This is a genomic window from Varibaculum cambriense, assembly GCF_032557235.1.
In the GTDB taxonomy this organism is placed as follows: domain Bacteria; phylum Actinomycetota; class Actinomycetes; order Actinomycetales; family Actinomycetaceae; genus Varibaculum; species Varibaculum cambriense_C.
Map to the genome: position 1 here is coordinate 48519 of NZ_JAWGMB010000011.1, position 6000 is coordinate 54518.

The following is a 6000-nucleotide window of genomic DNA, read 5'->3' on the forward strand; positions in this document are numbered from 1 at the left end:
CACCCCGTTGTAGCAATGCAACGGGGTTTCTTTTTCTCGCGGGGCCTTGGCTTGCGACGACAGACACCGCAACGAGGCAGGGGAGTGACCTTTAGACAGCAGAGCTGTCTCCAACAGACGGATTGACCATCAATCCGAACAAGGAGGCACGTGATGCGCGACATCACCCACACCGACCTGGAACTGCTCTACCAGCTCGCCGACGGCATCGACGGCGAGGACGCCGATCCGGGCGCAGCACAAGAACTGCGCGACCTAGAGGCGGCAGGCACACCGCTGCCCTGGGCAGTGTTGTAACGACAGCGCAACCGCCCCGCAGCAGCAAAGCAGCTGCTTAAGTACCCAAATTGCACGGCAAATCACACCCACTCACGTAAGGAGAACCAACATGTCCAACCCCTTCAACAACGGCACCATCGTCGGCAACGCAGCTCGCGCACCCAAGCTGTTCGAGCACGCAAACGGCGGCGCGACGGTGAAGCTCAGCGTCTATGCGCGCAACACCTTCAAGAACAAGTCCACCGGCAAGGTGGAAAGCGAGATCGTGGAGCTGACCGGCTACGTCCAGGACGCCGCGAACCCCGGTGTGTTCGGCTGCATCGGCTCCGGCGATCGCGTTGCGGTGAGCTACTCGCTCAAGACCGACGTCTACACCGACAAGGACGGTGTGAAGCAGTACCCGCTGGTGGCGCGCATCGACACGGTGCAGCTGATCGATTCCAAGAAGGAGTCCGCTGCTCGCGCTGCCCGTCGCGGAGGCGAGGCGGCGACCGCCGCCCTGGCTGGCGCTGAGGGCGAAGAAGTACCGTTCTAACTACGAAACCCCGCAGGGAAACCTGCGGGGTTATTTTTTCAACCATTTCACACGCCAATTTGCTGCGAATCACTTGTGCAGTTTTACGGTGCAGTGGTGCGGTGCTTTTACTGGCGTTTCTGCTGCGCAACTCACTGCACTATGTAGTGTCTGTGACATTTCATTAACACGTAGGTTGCACTGTGTATTGGGCACCCATTTCATCGACACGTTTACTGCGCAATCAAATGCCCTGTCACTTTAATGACATGTGAATTGGGCAGTGAAGTGGTTTGTCATCCTATTGACACCTTTACTACGCAACAGAATGACAACGACATTCTGTCGGCCCTTCTACGGACATCTCTTCTGCGCAGCACATGCCCCGTCGTACACACCGACGTGCTGCGCACTATCTCCGCCACTCAACAGGCCAATTCACTGCGCAACGTAGTGACACCGGCCCCGCCTAGCCGAGATTTCTTCGATTTTCGCTGAATATCAGCCGTTTACCCGCCGCCAATGACCTACGACGCCGACGGCCCCCTGTTAGGCCCGCAGAAGGCCGTACAGGGCAGGGGAGAGCAGTGCTACAACTCCATACCGCCATCACGATCACGCTGCTGTTGCTGCTGGCGGCGCTTCTCGATGCGCTCGCGTGCACGCTGCTGCGCCCCGCCCTTCTTGCCTGAGGTCTGCGACTGCCTGAACAGCGTGTAACGCTCAAGCAACTCTGGGCTGCGATGCAGTTCTTGCACCAGGAACTTCTTATCCAAGTGCTCCAACTGTTGTCCTGACTTCACCGCTTCTTCGATGATGATGGCGGCTTCATCTTCGGCGTCCGTGTGCGCGTTGCGGCGGATCTGATCAGCCTCATCGCGGGCATCCTTGCGCGTTACTGCAGCGTCGCGTGTGGCCTCGTCGCGGATGCTCGTAGCCTCATCTCGTGCTTTGCTGCGGATCGTCTCGGCGTCGCGCTCAGCCTGCTTACGGGCCTCGTCGGTCTTGCGAGTGATCGTCTCTGCTTCGCTGCGAGCTGCGGCTGTAATATCGCCCGCCTTGGCCCGCGCAGTCTCTTCGGCTCGTTCGAGCAGCTCGTCTGCTTGCGCTTCGGCCAGGCCCAACTCCTGCTCAGCATCCTTGCGTGCTTCGCTGCGGATCTCTTCGGCTTCTTGCTCGGCCTTCTCGCGTGCTTCCTTGAGCACACGCTCGGCAACCTCGCGAGCCTGTGCTTCAGCATTCTCCTGTACGCGCTGGGCTGCTTCGCGGGCTTCTTGCGCCTGTTCAAGTTCCTTAGCAGCCTGCTCGCGGTCACGATCAATTGCGTCCATGTCGCGCTGCACGGATCGCTTCTTGACTTCCACATCATCCTCACGTTTCGCAAGGTCGCGCTCCCGGTCTTGTTGCTCGGTGTAGCGGTCGAGGTTCAGTGACTCGTCGTGTCGTTCGGAGACTTCTAGCTCTACCGGGTAACCGAGCGCGTGCATGTGCTCCCGGAGTCCGCGTTGCGCGTCGATGAACTTTTGATTACCCGAGATCTGCTTGCCCTTCTTCGGGCCGGATGTGTACCGCACTGAGGTGTCAGTGTTGTACGCGATGCCGGGGCGGCAACGGAGCTTGTCGGGATCTTCGGGCTTCGGTGAGAACGTATCCGCCTGGAACTGGATGTGTGGCGTTGATTCGTCAAAGTTCATATCACCGCCAGCGACTGCGTCGATACCGCCGGGGATGAAGTTTTCTGCAAGCCAGCGCATTGACTCTTCGAGGTACTGCTTTGCTTCCTCGTAGTCGCGGGCGACATAGCGCGGACGTTTCACTTCGCGCCCGTCCACCTCACTGGTGTAGTAGTCGGGGATCTCCTTGCACATCGACTTCGGCAGATACACGACGAACAGCGACGTCTTGAAACTGTTCTTCTGCACGCGCACTCCGTCCATCCGAGGCGTCTACGGCCGCCACAGGGCCGTACAGCCGCTGCCACAAAGATGAACCAATCGAGTCGCGGCGCTACACATTTGCATCAGCAGCTGCCGCTGGATCTGCCGCGAGCCTACGGCTGCGAAACACACGTCGCTGGCGGTGTCCGTTACATGCGCTTGCGCGCATATGACCGCCGCGAACGTGATGCGTCTGCACCGATAGTGTGCTTGTGGCACGGGCCGATATGAAGTGTGTTACTCGGACCCGTGTCGTTACCCCCGCAGCAGCATCAACACCGCCTGGCGGCGGATAGCTCGCTGCGGGATGTTCACCACCCTGCAATGACCGCCTGGCGGCGGTGCCAGAGTGCAGGGTGGAGCTGTGCGCACCACGTAAACGATGTCGGTCTTGCCGTTCGGTTAGACACCTTGCGCTCGCAGGCTCGCTGCAGGTGTCTCGATGACGCGGGAAGACGCCGCAAGCGGCGTTTCCACCCGTCATCGGCCCTTACTTTAAGACCGACATACAGTGGCTGACGCCGTATGTGGTGCGCACAGCGTGGCGACCTGCAGGTTTTGCGTAGGCACCATGTGCGCTTCGCGCATCAACGGGCCGTTTCGGGTAAGGGTCGAAGACCGCATTAAGACCCGAAACACGCAGGTCGCAGCCCCCTTCTGTGTCAAAACCCCTATATGTTTGTCGTTATAGGGGTAGAAGGGGGAAAAGGGCATAAGGGGGTGCGACGCCTCCGCTGCGCTCCGGCGCTCGGCATAGCCGAGGCACTGCACCGGGTATTACTGCTCGCTGGCGCTCGCATAACCCGGTGCCCGGCGCTGGCGCGCCGCCCCCTACAGCCCCAGTCTCAGACCTCGCTCGCTCGGTCTGGCTGGTGCTGTCTTGCCCTCCGCTGCGCTCCGGTCAAGATGCCCAATAGTGCAGCTGGCGCTGCACCTTGTGTGATGACCCATGCTTTACGTCACGACACATCGATGCTGGCAATCCGATATATCCCGTCGATATGTATTCGGATATGCCAGCATCGATGTGTCGTGTTTGGGTCATCACGAAACGCTCCATCACGGCAAGCCTGCCGAGATGGATATTGGCGTATCTCACGACGCGTCCATTATGCGGCATGCGCCGCATACCATCTGCCGTCGCGGTTGCATCTTCAGCAGCACAGCTGCTGAAATCTGCTCTGTCCACGCTGCTGTCTTTGCTGCACCCACGGCCCCGTCTTCGGCATATTTCAAGTCCACACAAGACTATGCCGACCGGGACCGCGCATCACAGCAGCGCGACATACCGCCAGCTATGTGGCGGATGATCCAGGCGACGGGGCAGACGTGTATATGCCCCGTCGCCGATACCGGCGCAAGCATCGTGACAGTGTCACGTGTAGCGGTGCCGCAGCCACCCGCACACACGCGAAAACCCCGCCCTTGCGAGCGGGGTGTGTGGCGACATCAAACGTGACGGCTGTACGTCGTCACGCCGCGTGGCCGTACACACATGAGGTGATTGCGTGTACGGCTAAAGGGTTAGTCGGGTACAACTTCTAGATGCCGCTTCGGCTTACTGCCCTCGGTGCTCTCAGGCGTGTCGCCGTCACCGTTCTCAGGTGTATCGCTGTCCCCTTCGGTGCTGGCGGACTTGTCACCGTCCCCTTCGGTGCTGGCGGACTTGTCACCGTCGAGATTCACCTCGAACTCTTCGGCATACTTGCGCAACTGCGCAAGGCGCTCCTTTGTCGCTTTGTGTGCACGGCGCGCCTCGTTCACGGTATCTTTTGCTTGCTGCTCATCGCGCAGCGCTGCTGCGTAATCGTCTCTGAAAGACATGGTTTGTTCTCCTTGGTTGAATGAACTGTTTATTTGGACTCGGGGCACGACGGTGGAGCGCGCGTGTGTAGTAGCACGGCCATCACCCATCAGCCCTCGCACTCAGTTCAAGACCCAGCCTGACTAGCTGAGCTAAGCGGCGGGATCTCGTCGTAGGCGGGTTTGTCCGCATTAGTGCTTCACACCGCCCAGCACCGTGACGAGCTGCTGGCGCTGCTCATCTGTCAGTTGGGGCGCTGCATTCACGACGGCATCGACGAAGCCGTCGAATAGCTGCGGGGCAGGGCGGCGTGCGGCCGCGAGGTAGGCGTCGAGATCGTCTTGGCGAATCCGATAGGCGGTGCCGAAACGGTGGAATGAAAGACGGCCCTCTTTAATAGCTTTTCGCAACGTGGACTCGGAGCCGACGCCGAGATCGGCGAGTTCCTGCAGCGTGTAAAAGCGTGGCGCGACGGCGGTAGTCGTGTCCTTTTCGGACATAGAAAAACGCTCCTGGGCAGATTGATCTGTCCCGGAGCGGGGTGCTTTACCGGCTTGCTATTCAGGCGGCTTGGAGTGCCGTGCTCAACTCGCTAGAACGGTGGTCTGCCGTCCCATCGCTTTACGGGAGCGCTTACTCCCTACCTGACCGCTTTTGTGGTTGGCAATGCCGTTGCCGACCGGTCTATCTCGTCGGAGGAACCGCGCCTATCACGGTCGAGAGGCTGTCTCTTTATGAATTATCCTCGGGGTTATCCCCCGTATGCGGCTGGCTAAACCAAAAACGAATTAAAACGCCACATACGGTCTGGGGGCCATCGTACGGAACTTATGCGTCGCGCACAATAGCCTGCGACCTAATCTTTACGAATCGAACCGAGCACGTTTCTACACGCCACGTGGCACGGCTGGGGTGTTGTGGTGGGGCAGCTGTTGTGTGGCGGCATGGTGACACGCAAGGGGCGCGCCTTTTTGTGACCTGTGACACGTCTATAGTGTGCTCGTTTCGTAGTTTTGACCTCGTTTCGTAATTTGCCGATCAAAATACGAAAAAATTACGAAACGCTCTACCTGCGGTTTCGTAGAACTACGAAAATCGGAAAACCAAATTACGAAACACGCGATAACGCTGTGACCTGCACAGACACGTCACATTTCGGGGATGTTTCGTAATTTTGCGGCATTTCGACCCAAACCTTTTAAGGGAGAGACACAGACACACATTACGGGCACATGTCTACGACATAGACCGTCCTCATTGAGGGCACGCTGCAGGGGTTGTAGCTATGTGACACGGCCGGGATGCTGCGTCACGGTGACACGCAAGGGGCGCGCCTTTTTATGACCTGTGACACGTCTGTAGCGCGCTCGTTTCGTAGTTTTGACCTCGTTTCGTAATTTGCCGATCAAAATACGAAAAAATTACGAAACGCTCTACCTGCGGTTTCGTGATTTCCGCAAACGAAA

At 58.8% G+C, this 6000-nt stretch carries 5 protein-coding genes; 2 read left to right on the plus strand and 3 right to left on the minus strand.

Annotation, left to right across the window (positions count from 1 at the left end):
- Window positions 1-153: 153 nt before the first annotated feature.
- Both E6072_RS08215 and E6072_RS08220 read left to right on the plus strand, forming a co-directional pair.
- Entirely contained in the window at window positions 154-297 is a 144-nt protein-coding gene (locus E6072_RS08215; RefSeq protein ID WP_016456431.1) for a hypothetical protein, read from the plus strand.
- Window positions 298-388: 91 nt separating this feature from the next.
- The gene (locus tag E6072_RS08220) at window positions 389-814 is read left to right on the plus strand and encodes a single-stranded DNA-binding protein (RefSeq protein WP_016456430.1); all 426 of its coding nucleotides are present in this window, start codon (window positions 389-391) and stop codon (window positions 812-814) included.
- Between the two features lie 569 nt (window positions 815-1383).
- Here E6072_RS08220 and E6072_RS08225 read toward each other — a convergent pair.
- The 3 genes from E6072_RS08225 to E6072_RS08235 form a co-directional block, all read right to left on the minus strand.
- Window positions 1384-2715 carry a hypothetical protein gene (locus E6072_RS08225; protein WP_239271772.1) on the minus strand — a complete coding sequence of 444 codons (1332 nt, stop codon included), beginning with the start codon at window positions 2713-2715 and terminating at the stop codon, window positions 1384-1386.
- A 1539-nt stretch (window positions 2716-4254) separates the two neighbouring features.
- On the minus strand, window positions 4255-4554 hold the full coding sequence (locus tag E6072_RS08230) for a hypothetical protein (protein ID WP_024058949.1): 300 nt from the start codon (window positions 4552-4554) through the stop codon (window positions 4255-4257).
- Window positions 4555-4725: 171 nt separating this feature from the next.
- Complete coding sequence (locus E6072_RS08235; RefSeq protein ID WP_024058948.1) at window positions 4726-5034, minus strand: helix-turn-helix domain-containing protein; 309 nt, start codon at window positions 5032-5034, stop codon at window positions 4726-4728.
- Between the last annotated feature and the right edge of the window lie 966 nt (window positions 5035-6000).